19 protein-coding genes are annotated in these 20,097 nt (G+C 71.4%); 12 read left to right on the top strand and 7 right to left on the bottom strand.

Annotation, left to right across the window (positions count from 1 at the left end):
- Positions 1-109: 109 nt before the first annotated feature.
- Positions 110-1,762, bottom strand: coding sequence for an NADH-quinone oxidoreductase subunit D (locus EXE41_RS12615; RefSeq protein ID WP_137691195.1), 1,653 nt, complete (start codon positions 1,760-1,762; stop codon positions 110-112).
- Between the two features lie 84 nt (positions 1,763-1,846).
- Here EXE41_RS12615 and EXE41_RS12610 point away from each other — a divergent pair, with 84 nt between their 5' ends.
- Positions 1,847-2,515: a helix-turn-helix domain-containing protein gene (locus EXE41_RS12610; RefSeq protein WP_086216718.1), complete on the top strand. Its 669-nt coding sequence runs from the start codon at positions 1,847-1,849 to the stop codon at positions 2,513-2,515.
- Between the two features lie 87 nt (positions 2,516-2,602).
- Here EXE41_RS12610 and EXE41_RS12605 read toward each other — a convergent pair whose 3' ends face one another.
- On the bottom strand, positions 2,603-3,346 hold the full coding sequence (locus EXE41_RS12605) for a ThuA domain-containing protein (protein WP_049929428.1): 744 nt from the start codon (positions 3,344-3,346) through the stop codon (positions 2,603-2,605).
- Positions 3,347-3,456: 110 nt separating this feature from the next.
- Here EXE41_RS12605 and EXE41_RS12600 point away from each other — a divergent pair, with 110 nt between their 5' ends.
- Entirely contained in the window at positions 3,457-3,672 is a 216-nt protein-coding gene (locus tag EXE41_RS12600) for a hypothetical protein (protein ID WP_049929429.1), read from the top strand.
- Positions 3,673-3,699: 27 nt separating this feature from the next.
- On the opposite strand, the gene EXE41_RS12595 is transcribed toward EXE41_RS12600, so the two are convergent.
- Positions 3,700-4,086: a thioredoxin gene (locus EXE41_RS12595; protein ID WP_137691194.1), complete on the bottom strand. Its 387-nt coding sequence runs from the start codon at positions 4,084-4,086 to the stop codon at positions 3,700-3,702.
- Between the two features lie 218 nt (positions 4,087-4,304).
- On the opposite strand from EXE41_RS12595, the gene EXE41_RS12590 reads away from it, so the two are divergent.
- The 6 genes from EXE41_RS12590 to EXE41_RS12565 all read left to right on the top strand — a co-directional run bounded on the left by EXE41_RS12590 (position 4,305) and on the right by EXE41_RS12565 (position 9,397).
- The gene (locus EXE41_RS12590; protein ID WP_094553228.1) at positions 4,305-5,222 is read left to right on the top strand and encodes a PLP-dependent cysteine synthase family protein; all 918 of its coding nucleotides are present in this window, start codon (positions 4,305-4,307) and stop codon (positions 5,220-5,222) included.
- 55 nt (positions 5,223-5,277) lie between these two features.
- Positions 5,278-5,685 carry a hypothetical protein gene (locus EXE41_RS12585; protein ID WP_137691193.1) on the top strand — a complete coding sequence of 136 codons (408 nt, stop codon included), beginning with the start codon at positions 5,278-5,280 and terminating at the stop codon, positions 5,683-5,685.
- Positions 5,685-6,257: an MOSC domain-containing protein gene (locus EXE41_RS12580; protein WP_094520478.1), complete on the top strand. Its 573-nt coding sequence runs from the start codon at positions 5,685-5,687 to the stop codon at positions 6,255-6,257. The genes EXE41_RS12585 and EXE41_RS12580 overlap by 1 nt, the downstream gene beginning before the upstream one ends.
- Positions 6,258-6,360: 103 nt before the next feature.
- Positions 6,361-7,473 (top strand): DUF3179 domain-containing protein, encoded by a 1,113-nt coding sequence (locus EXE41_RS12575; protein WP_094593509.1) that lies wholly within the window; start codon positions 6,361-6,363, stop codon positions 7,471-7,473.
- Positions 7,463-8,098, top strand: a complete 636-nt coding sequence (locus tag EXE41_RS12570; RefSeq protein WP_137691192.1) for a hypothetical protein — start codon at positions 7,463-7,465, stop codon at positions 8,096-8,098. Before EXE41_RS12575 ends, EXE41_RS12570 begins: the two co-directional genes overlap by 11 nt.
- A gap of 81 nt (positions 8,099-8,179) precedes the next feature.
- Positions 8,180-9,397: an MFS transporter gene (locus EXE41_RS12565; RefSeq protein ID WP_137691191.1), complete on the top strand. Its 1,218-nt coding sequence runs from the start codon at positions 8,180-8,182 to the stop codon at positions 9,395-9,397.
- Between the two features lie 48 nt (positions 9,398-9,445).
- Here the strand turns inward: EXE41_RS12565 and EXE41_RS12560 are convergent, their stop codons facing one another.
- Positions 9,446-11,557, bottom strand: coding sequence for a peroxidase family protein (locus EXE41_RS12560; RefSeq protein ID WP_137691190.1), 2,112 nt, complete (start codon positions 11,555-11,557; stop codon positions 9,446-9,448).
- Positions 11,558-11,737: 180 nt separating this feature from the next.
- Between EXE41_RS12560 and EXE41_RS12555 the strand changes: the two genes are divergently transcribed.
- The gene (locus EXE41_RS12555; RefSeq protein ID WP_049929439.1) at positions 11,738-12,523 is read left to right on the top strand and encodes a PHP domain-containing protein; all 786 of its coding nucleotides are present in this window, start codon (positions 11,738-11,740) and stop codon (positions 12,521-12,523) included.
- A gap of 225 nt (positions 12,524-12,748) precedes the next feature.
- Here EXE41_RS12555 and EXE41_RS12550 read toward each other — a convergent pair whose 3' ends face one another.
- Complete coding sequence (locus EXE41_RS12550; RefSeq protein ID WP_137691189.1) at positions 12,749-13,987, bottom strand: mandelate racemase/muconate lactonizing enzyme family protein; 1,239 nt, start codon at positions 13,985-13,987, stop codon at positions 12,749-12,751.
- A 96-nt stretch (positions 13,988-14,083) separates the two neighbouring features.
- On the opposite strand from EXE41_RS12550, the gene EXE41_RS12545 reads away from it, so the two are divergent.
- Positions 14,084-14,563 carry a TRAM domain-containing protein gene (locus EXE41_RS12545; RefSeq protein WP_137691188.1) on the top strand — a complete coding sequence of 160 codons (480 nt, stop codon included), beginning with the start codon at positions 14,084-14,086 and terminating at the stop codon, positions 14,561-14,563.
- Between the two features lie 39 nt (positions 14,564-14,602).
- Here EXE41_RS12545 and EXE41_RS12540 read toward each other — a convergent pair whose 3' ends face one another.
- Positions 14,603-15,727 (bottom strand): geranylgeranyl reductase family protein, encoded by a 1,125-nt coding sequence (locus EXE41_RS12540; RefSeq protein ID WP_137691187.1) that lies wholly within the window; start codon positions 15,725-15,727, stop codon positions 14,603-14,605.
- 58 nt (positions 15,728-15,785) lie between these two features.
- Complete coding sequence (locus EXE41_RS12535; RefSeq protein ID WP_137691186.1) at positions 15,786-18,032, bottom strand: thioredoxin domain-containing protein; 2,247 nt, start codon at positions 18,030-18,032, stop codon at positions 15,786-15,788.
- Positions 18,033-18,173: 141 nt separating this feature from the next.
- Here EXE41_RS12535 and purD point away from each other — a divergent pair, with 141 nt between their 5' ends.
- Positions 18,174-19,457, top strand: coding sequence for a phosphoribosylamine--glycine ligase (gene purD / locus EXE41_RS12530; protein WP_094494898.1), 1,284 nt, complete (start codon positions 18,174-18,176; stop codon positions 19,455-19,457).
- 75 nt (positions 19,458-19,532) lie between these two features.
- Positions 19,533-20,081, top strand: a complete 549-nt coding sequence (locus EXE41_RS12525) for a DapH/DapD/GlmU-related protein (RefSeq protein ID WP_137691185.1) — start codon at positions 19,533-19,535, stop codon at positions 20,079-20,081.
- Positions 20,082-20,097: the final 16 nt, after the last annotated feature.

Below are 20,097 nucleotides of genomic sequence, written 5' to 3'. Positions count from 1 at the left end.
GTGCGACACAACCGGTCGTCTCGCGTTCGCGCGAGGCGGTCGCCTTTCAACGTCCGCGCCGTAGCGGCGGTCGTCCTACACCGATGAGCCGCCGGCTCGCCGCGCCGCCTCAGCGGTCGACTTCTCCCATGATCGTGTCGAGACTGCCGAGCGCGGCGATCAGGTCCGGTATCGACTCCCCCTCGGCCATCTCCGGCAGCGTCTGGAGGTTCGAGAACGAGGGCCCGCGGATCTTGAACCGGGCGGGCTTGTCGGTGCCGTCGGCGCGGATGTAGATGCCGAGTTCGCCCTTGGCGCCCTCGACGGCCCGGTAGATCTCCGTGTCGTCGTCCGGCCGGATCGTCCGCGGGACGTTCGCCTGAACGGTCCGCTCGTCCTCGGGCCAGTCTTCGAGCAGGTCGACGCACTGCTCGATGATCTTCGCGGACTCCTCGACTTCGCCCATCCGGACGAGCAGGCGACTGTAGTTGTCGCAGCCGTCTTCGGTCACCACATCCCAGTCGAGCTCGTCGTAGTAGCCGTACGGGTCGTCGCGGCGGAGGTCGTAGTCGACCCCCGAGCCGCGGACGACGGGGCCGGTCGCGCCGTAGCTCTTCGCGACCTCCGGCGGGAGGGTTCCCGTGTCCACTGTGGGGAGCTGGAGGATCTCGTTCCGGGTCAGGAGGTCGTGGTACTCCTCGATGCGGCGCGGGAGGCCGTCGAGGTACTCGCGGACGCTCCGCAGGAACTCCTCACGGGGTTCGGGGAGGTCCCACGCGACGCCGCCGAGCCGGAAGTAGTTGAACATCAGCCGCTGGCCCGTCAGCTCCTCGACGATGTCCTGAACGCGCTCGCGCTCCTGTATGGCGTACATGAACGTCGCCGTGAAGTCGCCGATCACGTCGAGCGCGTACGCGCCCATCGACAGCATGTGCGAGAGGATCCGGCTGAACTCCGCGGCCATGGTGCGGACGACGTGCGCGTACTCTGGCACCTCGATGTCGGCGAGGTCCTCGGCGACCCGGGCGTACGCCCACTCGTTGAGCAGCCCCGCGCCGCCCCAGTCCCAGCGGTCGGGGTACGGCATGATCTGGTGACGGTACGTCCCGGACTGCGCCATCTGCTCCTCGCAGCGGTGGATGTAGCCGATGTCGGGCTCCACGCCGACGACCGTTTCGCCGTCGAGGGTGACCTGGAGGTGTAAGACGCCGTGGGTCGCGGGGTGGTGCGGCCCGATGTTGAGCAGCATGGTGTCGCTGCCGGTCGCGGTCGACGACCCGGGTTCGATCGGCTCGTTCTCGGAGAGGGCGGCGATCTGTGGCTGATCCTTATCGTAGTCCATCGACAGGGGGTGCCCCTGCCACGTCTCGGGGAGCAGGATCCGGCGGAGGTCCGGGTGATCGTCGTACTCGATCCCGACGAGGTCGTACGCCTCGCGCTCGTGCCAGTCCGCGGTGCGGAACACGGACGCGGCGGACTCCGAAACCGGGTCCTCCTTGTCGGTGGGAACCACGACGCTGAGCTCTCGGGTCGGGTCGTCGTAGGAGCGCAGGTGGTAGATCGACTCGTACCGGTTCTCGTACTCCTGTGCCGTGACGCAGGCGAGGTGGTCGTACCCCGCCTCGTCTCGCAGCGTGGAGAGCGCCTCCTGAACCGCGTCGGGTCGGACCCTCGCCGCGGGGGCGTTCAGGTGGCTCTCACGCCCCGTTATCAGCCCGCAGACGGACGAAAACGCGTCCGCCGTCTCCTCGTCGTCGCGCTCGCGCAGCAGCTCTGTCGACATACCGGAAGAGACGTGAGCGCACGACCCGAGGCTTCTGCCGGCTCAGTACGGATATTTATAAAACCGCCGTCGTCATTGTCCGCCGTGAAGTATCTGCGCCTCGAACTCCGGTACCCGCCGGAACTCATGCATCCGATGCACCGACTGGTCGACGAGTCGGACGCCATCGGTCGGGACGTGCTCCTTCACGGCAGCCTCTTCGACGAGACCGCCGACACCTTCCTGTTCTACGTGGAAGGGGACATCGACGTGTACGTCGACGCGCTGCGGTCAGTCGACCGCATCCGGGAGTTCGAGGTCACCCGGATCGACGGGACGGGCTACTACGTCTTCCTCACGCAACGGCGCGACGCCGTCGACGACGCGATGTTCGGCTCGCTCCGGCGGACCGGCATCGTCGTGGTCCCGCCGATCGACTTCCGTCCGAGCGGCGTCGCGAGGCTGACGATCCTCGGGGATCACGAGCCGCTCCGGGAGGGCCTCGCCGCGCTCCCGGAGCGGATCGAAAGCGAGGTCCTCCGCATCGGCGAGTACGACTGGCGCCAGCACCTCTTCGACCCGGGACTGACCGACCGGCAGTTCGACGCGGTCGCGGCCGCCGTCGAGTGCGGCTACTACGAGTCCCCGCGCGCGGCGTCCGTCTCGGATGTCGCCGAGCGGATCGGCGCCTCGCCGAGCACCGCGTCCGAACACCTCAGGAAAGCCGAATCGGCCATGATGAACGCGTTCATGCGACTGCGCGACGTGGCCTGACAGCGGGTGGCTGACGGCGTTCTCGCCCGACGATGCGCCAGGCCGACGACGCGTCCGTCCGACGACGCGCCCGTTCGACGATTCTCCTCAGTGAACGGTCCGGTCGTCGCTCGTGTCGATCTCTTCTCTCGGGTCCGCGTTGCCGAACTCGGGCGTCGGCCCGTCGCCAGGCTCCGCCCAGCCGACCGCGTTCCGGAGCACCCGTCGGACGTCCTCGTCGTAGTAGATCGGGTACGTCTCGTGACCGGGCCGGAAGTAGAACACCCGCCCGTTCCCGCGGCGGTAACAGCAGCCGGAGCGGAACGTCTCGCCGCCCTCGAACCAGGAGGTGAAGACGAGCGTGTCCGGCGCCGGCACGTCGAACCGCTCGCCGTACATCTCCGTCTCGTCGAGTTCGATCGCCTCGCCGATCCCGTCCGCGATCGGGTGGCTCGGCTCGATCGCCCAGAGCCGTTCGCGCTCGGCGGCCTCACGCCACTTCAGCGAGCAGCTGGTCCCCATCAGCCGCCTGAATATCTTCGAGTAGTGGGCGGAGTGGAGGACGAGGAGGCCCATCCCGTCGAGGACGCGCTCGTGGACGCGGTCGACGACCGCGTCGCGCACCTCGTCGTGAGCGGCGTGGCCCCACCAGACGAGCACGTCGGTGTCGTCCAAGACCGCCTCAGTGAGCCCGTGCTCCGGTCCCTCATCGAGGGTCGCGGTGCGGACCTCGTGGCCCCCCTCGCGGAGCGCGTCGGCGACGACGGCGTGGATGCCGTCGGGGTACACCTCGGCGACGGCGTCGCTCTCGCGCTCGTGGCGGTACTCGTTCCAGACCGTGACGCGTGCCATGCTCGGGGTCGACGCCGCACCGACTTGAGCGGTCGGCCTCGCCCTGGCGCGCGGACTCGGCGATAGGCGCCCACCCGAAGGTACTTGCTCCGCGCGCGAGACCACGGAATATGGCTGGTCCCCGACAGTTGTACCGCCGGGCCGACGACTGGGCGCGCGGCCTCTCGCGGCTGCGCTACGCCCTCTTCACCGGCGCCGTGGTGACGGCGTCGGTGCTCGCGGTCGGCGTCGCTCTCGGCGCGTCGACGACGGTTCAGGCGGTCACGATGGGCGTCGTGATGGCCGCGCTCTACTACGCCGGCGACGTGAACGCGGAAGACGGCTGAGTCCGTGTCGCGGCCCCGAACGTCGACTCAGGCCGTCGCTTCGACGTCCGCGAGCCGGTCCGCGAGGTACTCAGCGATGGAGACGGCCTCCTCCTCGACGAACCGCGCGACCTCCTCGCCCTCGGGCGACTCGACGACGACAGTGGGGATAAGCCCGATCTCGTACGCCTCGACGAGTTCGCCCTCCTTCCCGCCCGGGCCCTTCGTCACCGGGAACGACTCGATGCGGTCGTCCGGGACGCCGGCGGCGGCGAGCGCGGCACCGAATTCGGGGAGCTGTCGCTGGCAGTCGATACACCAGTCGCCGCCCCACACTTTGAACACGTAGTCGTCCGCCGCGAGCGCGTCGAGGACCGAGTCGTCGAACGCGTCCGCGTCGAGGTCGTCCGCGGGCGCGAGCGTTTCGAGAGTCATTGGGATCGGTAGATCACGGAGGCACGTAAACGGCGCGTCGGTGGCAAGAGCACATTCGATTCGGGTCCGTCGACGACACCTCGTCGAGTTCGCAGACACACCTGATTTCTGTCCTCGGCTACAGACCGACTGCTGACACCCCCGAAGCCCCAGCCGCGGGCGACATCGATTGCCGGAGTCCGCGGGGCCTTTGGGTCACGACCGCCTCGGTTCGGGTAATGGACGACGACATCCTGTCGACGCTCGGCTCGCCGCTGGTGCGGGTCGACGCGCCCGCGGGGACGACGGTCGCGGCGAAGGTCGAGTCCCGCAACCCGGGCGGCTCGGCGAAGGACCGCCCCGCGCTGTACATGGTCGAGGCCGCCGAGGAGGCGGGCGAGATCGAGCGGGGCGACCGCATCGTCGAGCCCACGTCGGGCAACACCGGCATCGGCCTCGCGATGGTCGGCGCGGCGCGCGACTACGACGTCACCCTCGTGATGCCCGAAGGGAAATCGATCGAGCGCCGCCGACTCATGCGGGCGTACGGCGCCACCGTCGAGCTCGTCGACGGCGACATCTCCGACGCGAAGGACCGCGCCGACGAGCTGGAGGCGGAGCCGAACACCGTCCAGCTCCGCCAGTTCGAGAACTCCGCCAACCCCCGCGCGCACTACGAGACGACCGGCCCGGAGATACTCGATCAGGTGGGCGACCGCACCGTCGACGCCCTGGTCGCCGGGGTCGGCACCGGCGGGACGATCACCGGGATCGGCCGCCGTCTCCGAGAGGCGTTCCCGGACGTCCGGATCGACGCCGTCGAGCCCGCGGACAACGCCGTCCTCTCGGGCGAGGAGCCGAGCGCCGACGACTTCCAGGGGATGGGGCCGGGCTTCGTCTCGCCGAACCTCGAGGTGGACCTGATCGACGAGGTCCACACGGTCGAACTCGGCGACGCCGAGACCGAGTGCCGCAGGCTCGCTCGCGAGGAGGGGATCCTCGTCGGCCAGTCGTCGGGCGCGTCGAACCTCGCGGCGAAGGTCGTCGCGGCCGAACTGCGCGAGAGCGGCGCGTTCGTCGGCGAGGAACCCCTCGTCGTCACCGTCTTCTGGGACAGCGGCGAGCGGTACTTGACGGCGGGGACCTTCGGCGAGTGACCGCGCCGCGGCGGTCGACCCCGGTGTTGATTAGCGTTCGGCGCCCAGATCGGGCGTGAACACGCGCGCCGAATCGGAGACGGAGCCGCCCGACCGCGACCCGGCCGACGGCGGTCCGACGGGGGGCTCGGACCGCCGCTTCGACGGACCGTGGCTCGCCGCGATAGCGGCGACCGTCGGAGCGTGGACGGTCCTGTACGCGGTCGACTGGGCGCTGCTGACGCCTGCGACCCCGGTTGGACCGGCCGTCGCCTTCGCGCACAGCTACCTGCTCGCGCCGCTGGCGACCGCAACGATCCTGCTCGACGCGCTCTCGCTCGCCGAGCGACGCGTCGCCGACCTGGGCGTCTTCAAGTGGATCTACACGCTGGCCGCGCTCCCCGCGCCTCCGGTCGCCGCGCTCTACTACGCGCACCGCGAATGGCTGAAGCCGGACGACACGACGCTTCTCGGGGAGCCCTGATGCCGGCCGATCGGCGACCCGAATCGAACGATGCGGACGCGGGCCCCGGCGCGGTCACTGCGCTCGTGACGGCCCCCGAGGGCGGCGCCCCGCCGGTCCGTCGCGAGGCGGTCGAGGTCTGTCCCGACGGCGTGGAGGGGGACCGCTACCGCCGCGGCGACGGCCACTTCCAACTCGACGGCTGCGCGGTCACGCTCGTCGCCGGGGAGGCGCTGACCGCGGTCCGTGAGGCGACCGGCATCGACGTGCGCGACGGCCGTCACCGTCGCAACGTGGTCGTCGAGGGGTTCGGCGCGGAGATGGACTCGCTCCTCGGCGCGACCGTCGCGGTCGGCGACGCCCTCCTGCGACCGACCCGACGGAGACCGCCGTGTGCGCACCTCGAGGAGCTCGCCGGCGAGGACGGCCTCGCGTCGGCGCTCCGGAACCGCGGCGGCCTCTGCTGTGACGTGGTCGAACCGGGGTCCGTCGCCGTCGGCGATCCGGTGACGGTGCGGGAGGCCGACCCGCGGACCGCCGGCGCGGCGATCGCCGACCGGTTGCGGGAGCGATCGTCGAGCGGTCACGAGTAGCGACCCCGCCTCGTCGGACATCGGACTGCCGCCGGAGATCGGCTGTGCGTGTGAATCACACCCGCGCTGCGGATTTTATACGCTCGAAGCCGGAGACGACGACATGTACCGAACCCGTCGCGCGGCGCTGGCCGGGATCGCGGCGGTCGGCGGGGCGTCCCTCGCCGGCTGCCTCGGGGGCCGAGCGACGGACTCCGTCACCGGAGGCGCTGAGGACACGGGTGCCGGAGCTCCCCCGCCGACCGTCGACGCCGGCTATCACCTCGCGTACGAGGCCGACACCCTCGTCTCCGAGTCGCTCGACGGCGGCGTCGGCAAGGACGGGATCCCTTCCGTCGACGACCCCGCGTTTCGGCCGATCGCGGAGGCGGATATGGCTGGCAACGAGCCGGTGTTCGGCGTCGTCCGCGGCGGCGAGGCGAAGGCGTATCCACGTCGCATCCTCTCGCACCACGAGATCGTCAACGACGAGGTCGGCGGCGAGTCGGTCGCGATCACCTACTGCCCGCTCACCGGGACGGCACAGGGGTTCCGTCGCGGCGACACGACGTTCGGCGTGTCGGGCCGGCTCGTGAACTCGAACCTGATCATGTACGACCGCGCCACCGACAGCTGGTGGCCGCAGATGCTCGCCACCGGGGTCGACGGGTCGATGGCCGACGAGACCCTCGACGAGTTCCGCGTCGTGTGGACGACCGCCGGCGAGTGGGCGACGCGACATCCCGACGCTTCCCTCATGACCGAGGAGACCGGCTACGTCCGCCGCTACGACAGCGACCCGTACGGGAGCTACGCGCCGCTGAGCGGGTACTACGTGCGGGACGGGACCAGGTTCCCGCCGCTCGCGTCCCCCGAGGACGGCCACGCGAAGTCCGTCGTCATCGGGGCGCGGACCGCGACGGGCGCGGTCGCCTTCGACAAGACCACGCTGCTCTCGGAGCGAGTGCTGACCGGGACCGTCGGCGAGGGCGGCCCCGCCGTCATCGCCGTCGCCGACCCTGCCCTTTCGACGGGGTACGTCTACCGGAACCCCGACGAGGTGGCGGTCGAACCGGACGGCGACGAGTACCGAGTCGACGGTGAGGGCGGGTTCGAGGCCGCGGACCTGCCGCTCGAACGGCTCCTCGCGTTCGACGCGATGTGGTTCGCCTGGTACGGCTTCTACCCGGACACCGCGTTCGTCGGGGAGCACACGCGAGCGGGCTATGGGGGGTGAGACCGCCGCGCCGGCCGCGTCGCCGCGCGCGTGCCTCGCGGGACTCGTCCGCCGGACGGTGTTCGCCGTCCGCGCCGCCCTCGGTCGGCGCGACGGCCGGGCGACCGCGGGTGCCGTCACCGGCGCCTATCTCGTTGCCTACCACCTCGGACTCGGCCACCTCGGTCTGCGCGCCGGCGCGGTCGAGTCGGCCGGGACGCCGCGGTTCGACCTCGTCGTCGCCGCCGACCCGGTCGCGCTCGCGACCCGGCGCGTCGCGCCCTTCCAGTACGAGCCCGTGGCGCTGCTCTCCGCGGGACCGGTCGAGTACCTCTTCGCTCCCGTCAACGCCGCCCTCGGGCTCGCGCTCGCGGTGCTCGTCGGCGTCACGCTCGCCGTCTCGGTCGTCGCGTGGCGCGGCCCCTCGGCCTGTCGGATCGGCGCCGGCGCGGGGGCCGCCGCGGGCCTTCCGGGGATCCTCTCCGGGGTCGCCTGCTGCGGCCCCGCGTTCCTGGCGGTGATCGGCCTTCAGGCCTCGGCGGGACTGCTCGCCGCGTTCCGGTGGTTCATGCCGGCGTCCGTGGCCGGGCTCCTCCTCACGCTCCTGTGGGTCGGGAGCCGGGTCGACACGGGGGCCGTGGGCTGACCTCGCTCGACCGGCTCACGGCCTGCTGGAACCGAAAGTGTTGACGGCCGACCGCCCCGATGAGTCGCCCGTGACTGTCGGATGAACTGGCGGTACCGCCACACGGTGTTGACGCTGTGTATGCTGGCGTTCTTCGTGACGTACTTCGCGCGGCTGGCGATCAGTCCAGTCGTCCCCCTCATCATCGACGACTTCGGTGTCTCGAACACGGCGGTCGGGGTGGCGCTCTCGGGGATGTGGTTCGCCTACGGCCTCTCGCAGTTCCCGAGCGGGATCCTCGCAGACCGGTTCGGCGAGCGTCGGGTGATCCTCGTCGCCGTCGGCGGCACGACCGCGATGAGCCTCGCGCTCGCCGTCGTACCGGTCTTCCCCGCGTTCGTGCTGGCGGCGGTGCTCCTCGGGCTCGTGGCGGGGCTCCACTACGCGGTGGCGACCACGCTGCTCTCGCGGACGTTCGACGACCTCGGCACCGCGGTCGGGATCCACTCGCTCGGCGGCCCGCTCGCCGGGCTCGTGGCGCCGGTCGCCGCGACGTGGGTCGGCGTCCGCTACGGCTGGCGGCCCGGGGTCGCGCTGGCCGCGGTCGTCGGGGTTCCCATCTTCCTCCTGTTCGCGCGGCGGGTCCGGCCGACCGAGCCGCGGCGCCCCGACCAGCCGATGGCGGAGCGGCTCCAGGTCGGCCCGCTGCTCGAACTGGTCGGGCGCCGTGAGGTGCTCGTCCCGCTCGTCGTCGCCACGCTCGGCACGTACGTCGCGCAGGGCGTCATCTCTTTCCTGCCGACGTTCCTCGTGGAGCTCCGGGGGTACGACCCCGCGTTCGCCGGCGGCGTCTTCTCGGCGTTCTTCGTCGTCCGCGCCGGCGCGCAGGTCGGGCTCGGCGGGCTCTCTGACCGGCTGGGCCGCGACGCGAGCATCGCCGCGGCCCTCCTCAGCGGCGCGCTCGGCCTCGGAGGGCTGGTGGCGCTCCCCGACCTCGTCCGGCTGCCGGTCCCGGTCGGGCTGCCGGCGCTGCCGACGGTCGGCGGGCTCGGGATCGTCGTGCTGCTCGCCGGGCTCGGGTCGAGCTTCTTCTCCGCCATCGACCCGCGATTCATGGACGCCCTCGGCGACGCGGAACGAGGCGCCGGGTTCGGCCTGATACGGACCGTCTACACGGTGATCGGCTCGGCCGGCTCGGTCGGCGTCGGGCTCGTCGCGGACCTGTTCGGCTGGGGCGCGTCGTTCGCCGTCATCGCCGGCATGTCGGGGGTCGCGTTCCTCGTCATCTCCGCGAACGCGCTCGTCGGCGAGCGGCGGTGAGGGATGGCGCCTCGCCGAGGTACTGCCCGTTAGCCGACGTACGGCCGCCTAACCGACGTACCGCCGCCTCGTCGTGCGCTCGCCGTCGGGGGCGTACACGGTGACGACCTCGCCCTCGTCGTCGAGCGCGGGCGCGTCGCGGCCGAGGTAGTGGTCGGTCGCCGTGTCCGCGCCGGCGCCGACGTGAACCGTCAGGGTCTCGTCGGGCCCGAGCGTCGCGTCCGGGAGGTCGTCGCGCTGGCCGTCGAGGTCGATGACGTACCCGGTCAGGTCGATCGGCTCCGCCGCGGCGTTCCGTAGGGTCACCGACTCGTCGAGCACGTCGCCGGTCACGTCGCCGGCGTCACCGTTAGCTCCCGCATCGCCGCCGCTCCCCGGGCCCGCGTCGACGGCCTCGATCACCAGTCCGTCGGGGTTCGCCTCGGCCGCGAACGCCGTGATGTCCGCCAGCGTGTACCCGTCGGTCGCCGTCGGCTGCGGGAGGCTCGGCTCCCAGCCGTCGGGCGCGGCGTTGGGGTAGGCGGTCTCGTCAGCCTCGATCAGCCCGATCAGCGTCTCGGCGACGATCCGACTGCCGACCGCGCCGAGTCGCTCGCCGTCCTGCTGGTAGTCCGCCTCGGCGAGCACGTAGTACCAGAGCGGCGAGTCGGGGTCTGCGCCGCGACCGTGCGCCTGCAGCGCCTCCATGATCGCCGATTCGTCGCCGAACGCCTCGTTGCGGATCGGATCGTACCCCATCCGCGCGGCGACGTCCTGTCCGGAGGCCAGGCCGAGCGCCTTCCCGCGCCGGAGGTTCCGGACGGCGAGCGAGGAGTCCCCGGCGATCGGGAGGTTGAACAGCGTCGGCGCGAGGAGGGGCTCGATCTTCCGCGAGGGCTGGTAGTCGCCGTCGCCGGTGTCGAGCAGCCGCGACCAGTCGACGACGAGGTCGCTCGGGACCGGTCGGCCGCCGCGGAGGTTCCGCCCGTCCCCGGGGCCGGTCGGGAACAGCGGCACCTCGCCGACCTCGTCGTTGACGTCGAACGCGTGTCGGATCATGCTGTGGCCGAAGCGGTACGCGGCGCCTCCGAACTCGACCGGGATCGCCGGCGTGCGCCCCGGCGGCACGAAGTGTTGTCGGCCCCGCTCCTCGATGTCGGCCAGGACGTAGCGGTCGCAGATCCGGGGGAGGAAGTCGCGTCGCACGACCCACTGGTAGTGCCACCTGACGAGTCGCTGCGCGGCTTCAAGGACGGACTCGCCGTCCTCGACGAGCGACGATCCGGGACCGCGGAGGTGGTCGACGACGCGGTTGTGGAAGTTCACGAAGGCGAGCTCGAGTTGCGAGACGACGACGTTCTCGTCGTTCCGCGGGTCGCCGATCAGCGCGATCCCCTGCTCGTTCCGCTGGAGGTCCGTCCCCGGGAGCCCCGAGAGCCCGCCGCCGTCCTCGGCGTCCGGCGCGACCGCGTCGCCGGTGAGAAGCTTTCGCTCGTCCGTCTCGTGGTCGTAGAGGAACGGTGCCGCCTCCGCGTTCGTCCGGTACAGTGAGTCGAGGTCGAGCGCCGGCGTCCGGAAGTTCCGCAGCGCGGCCGGGTCGTTGCGCCGGTCGATGTCGGAGGTCGGGTCGAACGTGAGGTCGTGGTCGACGAACTGACCGAAGATGCCGTAGCCGGCCGGCGTCTCGGCGTCCCCGACCGGGTCGTCGGGCGACTCCATCATCGGCGCCCCCGCCTCGCCGTCGGCGCCGCCGAGCGTCCGGAGTAACTCCTCGTCGCGGTCGTACGGGTCCAGCTCGGGGAACTGCGTGTGGAACCGGTGGCTCCGGACCGGGCCCGCGGCCGTACACGCGGCCTCGTTCATCCCGCGGTGGTCGCTCCCGCCGTGGAGGGCGACGCTGCGCGCGTTCACCGAGAGGTGGAGCGCCGCCTCGCTCCCGTCCGGTCGCCGCCGCCGTCGGACCGGCTCCTCGGTCCCGCCCCGCGCGGGGTTCCGCACGGTGAACGAGACCTTGTCGAGGTCGGCGCCGCCGTCCGCTTCGAGGACGAAGTTCCCGTCGTCCTCGGTCATCCAGTGGCCGATGCGGTCGCCGTCCTCCCGTTCGCCGATGACTATCCGCCCCGCCAGCGGCCGGGAATCGTCGTCGACGACGCGACATGTTATCTTGTCGGTAGCACCCATGAGTTGATGTGACACACATAAGTATCAAAAAATTATCTAAATGAACTTTCAACTCGTTTCCCGGATTATATTGCTGGCTTCGCTCCCGTCGGTCGGGCGACGCGCGCTTGACGGGCCTCCGCACGCCAGCCGTTCGCACGCGACCCGAACATTCGAGTCCACCCGAGACGAACTACCGTCGTGTACGACTACCACGCCCACACGAACTACTCGGACGGGGCGTTCCTCCGGTGGATGGTCGAGGCCGCCGCAGACGCCGGGCTCGACGGGATCGGGCTCGCAGACCACTGTAACGTCTCGCCGGCGCCGAACGCGCGGGAGCACAAGCGCGCGTTCGGGTTCAACCTCGACCTGACCTACGAGCGGCGCCGCGACGCGATCGAGTCGGTCCGCGACGACGTCGACGTCGACGTGTTCGACGCGGCGGAGATGGACTACGACCCCGAACACGCGGACGCGATCGCCGAGTTCCTCGACGAGGCGGACTTCGATTACGCCGTCGGCAGCGTCCACGACCTCGACGGCGTCAACGTCCACACGCGCTCGCACTTCGCCGACAAGCCCGAGGCGGAGCGCCGCGAACTCGTCGACCGGTACTTCGAGAAGCTGGTCGCCCTGGTCGAGTCGGAGCTGTTCGCGATCGCCGCGCACCCGGACTTGGTCGAGCGCAACCCCCACCTCCGCGGGTTCGCGACCGAGGACCACTACGCCGCGGTCGCCGAGGCGTTCCGCGACTCGCGGACCGTCCCGGAGATCAACGCCGGGCGGCTGCTCGACGGCTACGGCGAGTTCCACCCGGCCCCCGCCTTCCTCGACCGCCTCGTCGACGCCGGCGTCGACGTGAGCGTCGGGACCGACAGCCACGAGCCCGACGTGATCGATCCCCGGGTACAAGAGATCGAGACGGAACTCGACCGTCGCGGGCTGGAGCCGGTCCCCCTCGACCGGATCGTCGCGGACGCCTGACGCGGTCGCTCACGCCCTCGAGAGAGCGACCTTCGAAAACGCAGCTATTTCCTCGTGTGATTTCGGCTTACGCCTCGTCAAACAGCGCAGCGCTTCGCGCTGCTGGCTCGCCCCGGCTTACGCCGGATCGGACGACGGGAATCGGAGATTCGCTCGCCCGACGAAGCTACGCTTCGTCGAACACCGATAGGCTCGCTCCGCTCTCCTATCGAGTTCGACTTCGGCTTACGCTTCGTCGAATAACGTCTCGCCCTCGACCATGTGGTCCTCGACGGCGTCCATGTCGAGCGTGACGCCGAGGCCCGGCTCCTCCGGCACCTCGATGTACCCGTCCTCGATCACACTCTCCTCGACGAGGTCCTCCCACCAGCCGAGCTCGTAGGAGTGGTACTCGATGGCGAGCGAGTTCGGGATGGCGGCGCCGACGTGCGCCGCGGCCATCGTCGCGACCGGCGAGGCGACGTTGTGCATCGCGACCGGCACGTAGTACTGGTTCGCGATGTCGGCGATCTTGCGGGTCTCGCGCATGCCGCCGACCTTCGGCAGGTCGGGCGCGACGATGTCGACCGCCTGGTTCTCGATGAGCCGGCGGAGCTCGGTGACGCGGTAGCGGTTTTCGCCGACCGCGATCGGCGTGACCGTGTTCTTCGTGACCTCCTCCTGGACTTCGAGGTTCTCCGGCGGGACGGGGTCTTCGAGCCACCACACGTCGTGCTCCTCGATGGCGTCCGCGAGGCGCTTCGCGGAGCCGCCCGAGAACGTCCAGTGGCAGTCGAAGGAGACGTCCGCCTTGTCCTTCACGCGCTCGGTGACCTTCTCGACGATCTCCGCCTTGTGGCGGATCTCGCCGGGGCGGAGGTGGCGGTTCGCGCGGTCCTTCTCGTGGCCCGAGGGGACGTCGAGGTCGAACTTCAGCGCGTCGTAGCCGAGTTCGTCGACGACGCGCTCGGCCTCGTCGGCGCAGGCCTCGGGGTCCGCCTCGTCCTCGGTGTGACAGTCGCAGTAGACGCGCATCTCGTCGCGGTACTTCCCCCCGAGCAACTGGTAGGCGGGCACGTCGAGAATCTTGCCGGCGAGGTCGTGGAGCGCGACTTCGATGCCGGAGATGGCCGTGACCGTGACGCCCTCGACGGAGCCCTCGCCGGACATCTTCTGGATCAGGTGCTCGTAGAGGCGGTCGATGTCGAGCGGGTTCTCGCCGATCACGAACGGCTTCATGCGCTCGATCAGCTCCGAGACGCCGGCGCCCCAGTACGCTTCGCCGGTGCCGACCACGCCCGCGTCGGTGTAGACGCGGACGAGCGTCCACGGGAAGTTCCCGTCGACCATCGTCGTCTGGACGTCCGTGATCTCGACGTTGCGATCGCCGCCGCGCGTCCCCGTGGTCCCCATCGTCTCGGCGGAGAGCTCCCGCATCGTGTACTCCGCGTTCGGGTCGTGGAGCGACTCGTAGTTCCGGCTCATACCCCCCGATTTATTCGGAACAGGGTAAACGTTTACCATCGGGCGTGGGACGCCTGAACAGGTGGCTTTTCATCCCCGTGCGCGCAACGGGTGGGCATGGTCGAAATCACGGATTCTCTCGCGTGTCTGTACACGGGTCGGGTCGAGTCCCGCGGCGACGACTACGTCGTCACCGTCCCCGCGTCGGAGATCGAACACGGAAGCGTCAGCGTCGGCGAGACGTACCGGATCGCCGTCCTCGACCGCTCCGACGGCTCGCCGTCGGCGGCGGCCGACGACGGCGCCGCGTCGTCCGTTCCCGACGCCGACGCCGACGCCAGCGGCCCCCCGTCCGACGGGGGCGATCGACCCACCTCTCGCGGGGCCGCCGGGGCCGTCCAACCCGACCCGCCCGTCTCGGAGGGAGAGGTCCGCGAGGTGACGATCGAGACGCTGGGCGACAAGGGCGACGGGATCGCGAAGATCGAACGCGGTTACGTCGTCATCGTCCCCGACGCCGAGCCCGGCGAGGAGCCGACCGTCGAGATCACGAGCGTCCGGGAGAACGTCTCGTTCGCGAACGTCGTCGAGGAGTAGCGCCGCGCTGCGAGGTCGCGAGACCCTTCGAGGCCGCCGTCACCCGTCTCTCTCTACGCGGCCTTCCTCGGGCGGCTCGGCCCGCGAAAACAGCGCCCGGAGGTTCGACGGCGAGAAGAACGAGGACGGCTCGTCCATGTGGACGCCGATCTCGCCCGAGAGCGCCCGCAGCCCGACCCGCTGGACCGGCTCCGGCAGCGAGTAGCACCGCCGTATCGCCTTCCCGAGCCGGATCTCCGTCGACAGCTCCTCGCGCCACTCCGACTCGTAGTCGGCGAGCGTCGCCGGGTCGCGCGGGTCGATCGCCGCCGCGGCGACGTCGGCCGCGCGCATCCCGTATAAGATTCCGCCCCCGGTGAACGGCTTCGTCTGCGCGGCGGCGTCGCCGATCAGGAAGCCGCGGTCGCTCGTCGTCCGCGCCGGCGATCCCACGGGGATCGCGCCTGAGCAGCGACGGTCCGTCGTCGCGCCGTACGCGTCCGTGAGCCGGTCGAAGCCCGCCGACACGTCCTCGCTCGGCGGCGCCGCGAGCCCGTACTCGACGCCGGCGTCGCCGCGGGGGATCCGCCACGCGAAGAACGTCGGCGCGGTGAGGTGGACGTCGACGTAGTCGCCCGCGTCCGCCGCGTCGTCGAACGCGAGGACGCCGTGGAGCAGTTCGTCCGGCTCCGGGAGGTCGAGCGCGCGGCGCACCCGCGAGGTCGGACCGTCGCACCCGGCGACCATGCGCGCCTCGAAGCGCTCGGTGGCGCCGTCCGCGAGGCTAGCCTCGACGACGACGCGGTCGCCGCGCTCGTCGACCGAGACGACGGTGTGGCCCTCCCGGAGGTCCGCGCCCGCGTCCTCGGCGAGGTCCGCCAAGGTCCGATCGAGGCCGACCCGGTCGATCACGTTCGACACGGGCTCCCGCTTGTAGAACGGATAGGGGGCCGACTCCGGCCCGCCGACGTGGAACCGCGCGCCGAACACTCGGTTCTGCCGGAGCCGGTCTACCGCCCCGTCGTCGACGTACTCCCAGAGGTCCGTCGAGACGTGGCCGGAGCAGGCCAGCGGTTCGCCGACGGTCCCCGACTCCAGCAGGAGGACCTCGCGTCCCGCCTCGGCGGCCCGGCGCGCGAACCGCGACCCGGCCGGCCCCGCTCCGACGACGACGAAGTCGTACACGCCCGTAATCACCGTCCCGAGACGGCTAAACGGTTCCGGCTCCCGACCGGTTCGCGGATCACTCGTCGCCGCCGAGCCACGCGAGCGCCGCGTCGAGGTCGGTCCGGGGCGGCGAGCAGGCGAACCCCTCGCAGACGTAGGCGGTCGGCTCGCCGTCGGTCGCGTCCCGGTCCGCCCAGATCGGCGGGGCCTCGACCATGTCGAGGCGGTCGAGCCACTCGTCAAGCCCCGCGTCCGTGGCCGGGCGCGGCGCGACGAGCGCGCCCGGCAGGTACCGCTCGCCGAGCGTCTCGCGCCACTCGTCCGGCACCTCGTCGGCGGCGACCGTCACCTCGATCCCCCCGGTCTCGACGAGGTCCGCGGCCCGGACGAGCGAGGCGTGTTCGAGCGGACCGCCGCGGATCCGGTCGGCGTGGGTCGTCACGACGCGCTCGGCGATCTCACGGAACTCCCCGCCGGTCCGGAACCCGTCGAGGAGCGCGAGCGTCTCGGCCGCGACGCCGAGGCTCGACGGCGTCGACCGGTCGGTGAACTCCTGCGGCCGGGCGATGAGCGGGCCCGCGTCGGCGCGCTCTCCCGCCCCGCCGGTCCCGTCCCCGTCGAGGTCGCGCGTGAAGTATATCGTATCGTCGTCCGCGTCGTAGAACTCCGCGACGAGCGCGTCGGCCAGATCTAAGGCGAATCCGAGCGCCTCCGGGTCGCCGGTCGCGGCGTAGGTGTCGAGCGCGCCGCGGGCGAGGAACGCGTAGTCGTCAAGGTACCCCGGCCCGCGCACGTCGCCGTCGAGCCAGCGTCGGGCGAGCGCGCCGGTCTCGGCGTCGGGGTCGTAGAGCCGGTCGCGGCAGAAGTCGAGTGCCTCGCGGGCGCTCTCGGCGTACGGCTCGCCGAGAGCGTCCCCGGCCCGCGCGAACGCCGAGATCGCACGCCCGTTCCACGCCGCTAGCACCTTCTCGTCGCGGGCGGGCCGCGGTCGCGACTCGCGGGCGTCGAACAGCGCCGTGCGCGCCTCGGTCAGCGTCTCGCGGACCGCCTCGGGCGACTGCTCGCGGTCCGCGGCCAGCTCCGCGACCGACGCCGCGACCGTCGGGACCGTCGTGCCGCGCTCGAAGTTCCCGCCGGGCCGGATCCCGTACCGCTCCTTCGCCAGCGACGCTGCCGGCTCGTCGAGGGCGGCGTCCACCTCCTCGGGCGTCCAGACGTAGAAGGCGCCCTCCACGTCCTCGCCGTCGCTCGCGCCCTCGCCGTCTCCGCGGCTCGCATCCCCGTCGTCCCGGCGGCTCGCGGGCTGTCGGCTCCGCGCGTCGAGCGTGCTGAAGAAGGCGCCGCCCTCGTGTCGCAGCTCGCGGTCGAGGAACGCTAGCGACTCGCTCGCGACGCGAGCGTACCTCGGGTCGCCGGTGAGCCGGTAGCCGTCGAGGTAGACCATCGGTAGTTCGGCGTTGTCGTACAGCATCTTCTCGAAGTGGGGGACGGTCCACTCGCGGTCGACCGCGTAGCGGTGGAACCCGCCGCCGATCTGATCGTACATCCCCCCGTCGGCCATCCCGTCGAGGGTTCCGGTCGCGGCCGACAGGAGCGCGTCGCGGCCGCGGCCGGCGTACGCCCGCATCAGGAGGTCGACCCGGCCCGGCATCGGGAACTTCGCGCCGCCGCTCCCGAAGCCGCCGTGTTCCTCGTCGTAGCCGCGCAGCGCGGCCGCCGCGGCCGTGTCGAGCAGGTCGTCGCCGGGCGGCGAGGCGCCCCCCTCCTCCGAAGCCGGCGGTTCCGGCGTCGGCACCGACTCCAGCTCGTCGCGCGCGCTCTCGGCCCACTGGTCGGCGCGCCGCTCCATCTCCTCGCGCTGCTCGGGGTCGCTCCACGAGTCGGCGATGCGCTCGCAGAGCTCGCGGAACCCGGGCTGGTTCCGCCGTGGCTCGGGCGGGAAGTACGTCCCGACGTAGAACGGCTTCCCCTCGGGCGTACACCACGCCGAGAGCGGCCACCCGCCCCCGCCGGTGACGAGCTGGGAGACGGTCATGAACGTGCTGTCGACGTCCGGGCGCTCCTCGCGGTCGACCTTGATCGGGACGAACGAGTCGTTCACGACCGCCGCGACCGACTCGTCCTCGAAGCTCTCCTCGGCCATGACGTGACACCAGTGACACGAGGAGTAACCGATGGAAACGAACACCGGCGCGTCGTGCTCGCGGGCGCGCTCGAACGCCGCGTCGCCCCACGGCTGCCAGTTGACGGGGTTGTCGGCGTGCTGTCGGAGGTAGGGACTCGCCTCCCCGTCGAGGCGGTTCCGCTCGGTCGGCTGTGACATGGGCCCGGTTCGGCCCGGCGCGACAAAAGGCGTCCGGGGCGCGCCGAGCGCCGCCGCCCGCGACGCGGGTATCCACGAACGAGCACATATCGGGCCGCGGAGAGAGTAAGGTTTACACTACCGTGCGGTCACCCGTCGGGCATGACGGAGACCGTGCTGCTTGTGGGGGGCGGCGGCCGCGAACACGCGATCGCCCGAGCGGTGGCTGACGACTGCGCGCTGTACGCCTGCGCGAGCGTCCGGAACCCGGGGATCCGGCGCCTCGCGGACGGGTTCGAGTCGATCGACGAGACCGACGCCGAGGCCGTCGCCGAGTACGCGACCGCGGTCGGCGCGGACCTTGCGGTCATCGGCCCGGAGTCGGCGCTGGAGGCCGGCGTCGCGGACGCCCTCGACGACGCCGGCGTCTACGCGTTCGGTCCGCGGGCCGCGGAGGCCCGCCTGGAGACGGACAAGGCGTACCAGCGGGAGTTCATGGAGCGGAACGCGATCCCCGGCTGCCCGGACTACGCCGTGTTCGACGACACCGAGGCGGCCTGCCAGCACATCGACGAGTACGACGGCGACCTCGCGGTCAAGCCCGCCGGGCTCACCGGTGGCAAGGGCGTGAAAGTGATCGGCGACCAAGTGACGGCGGCGGAGGCCAAGGCGTACCTCCGCGATTCCGACTACGACCGCGTCGTCCTCGAGGAGCGGCTCGTCGGCGAGGAGTTCACGGTTCAGGCGTTCGTCGCGAACAGAGACGTGCGGACGACCCCCGCGGTCCAGGATCACAAGCGCGCCTACGAGGGCGATGAGGGGCCGAACACCGGCGGGATGGGGTCGTACACCGACACCGGCCGCTCGCTCCCGTTCATGGCCGAGGGCGACTACGAGGCCGCGGTCGACGTGCTGGAGGCCGTCGTCGACGCGCTCCCCGACTACAAGGGCGTCCTCTACGGACAGTTCATGCTCACCGACGAGGGGCCGAAGGTCGTCGAATTCAACGCGCGGTTCGGCGACCCCGAGGCGATGAACACGCTGCCCGTCCTCGACACGCCGTTCGTCGACGTGCTCGCCGCCGCTCGCGACGGCGACGCGCTCCCGGAGCTCGACTTCTCCGGCGAGGCGACCGTCTGTAAGTACGCCGTCCCCGACGGCTACCCGACCGACCCTGACGCGGGCGCGGCGATCGCGGTCGACGAGGAGAGCGCGGGGGACGCGCTCCTCTACTACGCCAGCGTCGACGAGCGCGACGGCGGGCTGTACACCACCACCTCGCGGGCGTTCGCCGTCGTCGGCCGCGGTGACTCGATCGCGGCCGCCGAGGCGCAAGCGGAGGACGCCCTGGCCGCCGCGGGCGACCGCGTCCGCATCCGCCACGACATCGGGACCGCCGACCTCGTCCAGCGTCGGATCGACCACATGGACGAGCTGCGACCCTGAGCCGGCCCGGCCGCTCGGTCGGCGGGTCGGCGGCCCGGAGCGACCCTTTTATCCTCCCCGTCCGAACGGCGTGACGTGACAGACGACGACCCAGACGCGACGCGCGAGGATTTGTCCCGAAGCGACCGCCTCGACAGGTTCCCGACGCCGGGCGTCCGGAACTCCCTGTGGTCGTGGCCGGACGCGAAGTCGCCGCTCGTGGTCGTCCGCAACTACGTCGTCATCGTCCTCGCGCGGATCTGCCCGAGCCTCCGGCTGAAGAACTGGCTGCTCCGGCGGATCGGCGTCGCGGTCGGGGAGGGCGTCTCGTGGGGGCTGGAGTCGACACCGGACGTGTTCTGGCCGGAGCGGATCCGGGTCGACGACGACGCGATAATCGGGTACGACGCCACGCTGCTGTGTCACGAGTTCCTCCACGAGGAGTACCGGCTCGGCGACGTTGTCGTCGAGGAGCAGGCGATGATCGGCGCCGGGGCGGTCGTACTCCCCGGCGTCACGATCGGTGAGGGCGCGCGCGTCGCCGCGAACTCGCTCGTCGCGGAGGACGTGCCGCCGGGCGCGACCGTCGCGGGGGTCCCGGCCGAGGTCGTCTCGCGGTCGGACCCGGCCGCGAGCGACGACTGACCGGGGGGCTACGCGG

The organism is Halorubrum sp. SD690R, from assembly GCF_005435035.1.
GTDB lineage: Archaea > Halobacteriota > Halobacteria > Halobacteriales > Haloferacaceae > Halorubrum > Halorubrum ezzemoulense.
This window is presented reverse-complemented; position numbering and strand designations above follow the sequence as displayed.

Bases quoted from the DNA above. Each gene is read 5' to 3' on its own strand.
- EXE41_RS12615 (WP_137691195.1), bottom strand. From the start codon at position 1,762: ATGTCGACAGAGCTGCTGCGCGAGCGCGACGACGAGGAGACGGCGGAC.
- EXE41_RS12605 (WP_049929428.1), bottom strand. From the start codon at position 3,346: ATGGCACGCGTCACGGTCTGGAACGAGTACCGCCACGAGCGCGAGAGC.
- EXE41_RS12600 (WP_049929429.1), top strand. From the start codon at position 3,457: ATGGCTGGTCCCCGACAGTTGTACCGCCGGGCCGACGACTGGGCGCGC.
- EXE41_RS12595 (WP_137691194.1), bottom strand. From the start codon at position 4,086: ATGACTCTCGAAACGCTCGCGCCCGCGGACGACCTCGACGCGGACGCG.
- EXE41_RS12590 (WP_094553228.1), top strand. From the start codon at position 4,305: ATGGACGACGACATCCTGTCGACGCTCGGCTCGCCGCTGGTGCGGGTC.
- EXE41_RS12580 (WP_094520478.1), top strand. From the start codon at position 5,685: ATGCCGGCCGATCGGCGACCCGAATCGAACGATGCGGACGCGGGCCCC.
- EXE41_RS12575 (WP_094593509.1), top strand. From the start codon at position 6,361: ATGTACCGAACCCGTCGCGCGGCGCTGGCCGGGATCGCGGCGGTCGGC.
- EXE41_RS12570 (WP_137691192.1), top strand. From the start codon at position 7,463: ATGGGGGGTGAGACCGCCGCGCCGGCCGCGTCGCCGCGCGCGTGCCTC.
- EXE41_RS12565 (WP_137691191.1), top strand. From the start codon at position 8,180: ATGAACTGGCGGTACCGCCACACGGTGTTGACGCTGTGTATGCTGGCG.
- EXE41_RS12560 (WP_137691190.1), bottom strand. From the start codon at position 11,557: ATGGGTGCTACCGACAAGATAACATGTCGCGTCGTCGACGACGATTCC.
- EXE41_RS12550 (WP_137691189.1), bottom strand. From the start codon at position 13,987: ATGAGCCGGAACTACGAGTCGCTCCACGACCCGAACGCGGAGTACACG.
- EXE41_RS12545 (WP_137691188.1), top strand. From the start codon at position 14,084: ATGGTCGAAATCACGGATTCTCTCGCGTGTCTGTACACGGGTCGGGTC.
- EXE41_RS12535 (WP_137691186.1), bottom strand. From the start codon at position 18,032: ATGTCACAGCCGACCGAGCGGAACCGCCTCGACGGGGAGGCGAGTCCC.
- purD (WP_094494898.1), top strand. From the start codon at position 18,174: ATGACGGAGACCGTGCTGCTTGTGGGGGGCGGCGGCCGCGAACACGCG.